Source organism: Pseudomonas plecoglossicida NBRC 103162 = DSM 15088, from assembly GCF_000730665.1.
In the GTDB taxonomy this organism is placed as follows: Bacteria; Pseudomonadota; Gammaproteobacteria; order Pseudomonadales; family Pseudomonadaceae; genus Aquipseudomonas; species Aquipseudomonas plecoglossicida.
Window position 1 is genome coordinate 1 of the sequence record NZ_BBIV01000095.1, and the last position, 663, is coordinate 663.

The window sequence follows — 663 nt, forward strand, 5'->3', positions numbered from 1 at the left end:
TGCCGAGCGCCAGGCGCTATTGGCGGCGGGTGCTGCCAGCAGCCACGGCATTGGCGCCTTCGACCTGGTCGAGCGGTTCGAGCAGCAGGCTGCCCGTGTGCCTGAAGCCATCGCCGTGCGTCAGGGCGAAATGGCGTTGAGTTACGCCGAGCTGAACCGCCGCGCCAACCAACTGGCCCACCGCCTGCAGGCTGCCGGCGTGGGTCCGGACGTGCGCGTGGGTGTTTGCCTGGAACGTACCCCGCAACTGCTGGTGGCGTTGCTGGCGGTGCTCAAGGCCGGTGGCGCCTATGTGCCGCTGGACCCCGAGTTCCCGGCCGAACGTCTGCGCCACATGCTCGACGACAGCCGCGCGCCACTGCTGCTGAGCCAACGCTCGCTGCAACCGGCGCTGCAGGCGCTGGGCGCCGCAGCCGAGTGCTGGTGGTTGGATCAACTGGCCGAAGAAGGTCGTGACAGCAACCCGCCGCTGCAGGCCCAGGGCGACCACCTGGCCTACGTGATCTACACCTCCGGTTCCACCGGCAAGCCCAAGGGCGTGGCCGTGCGCCGCGCAGGCGTGGGCAACTTCCTGGCCAGCATGGCGCAGGCCCCGGGCCTGGCCGCCGATGGGCGCATGCTGGCGCTGACGTCGCTGTCGTTCGACATTGCCGTGCTGGAGCT

1 protein-coding gene is annotated in these 663 nt (G+C 70.0%); it reads left to right on the top strand.

Features of this window, described 5'->3' with window-relative positions; genetic code table 11:
* Positions 1-663, top strand: a 663-nt coding sequence (locus PPL01S_RS24230; RefSeq protein WP_042156931.1) for an AMP-binding protein, incomplete at both ends; no start/stop codon positions are given.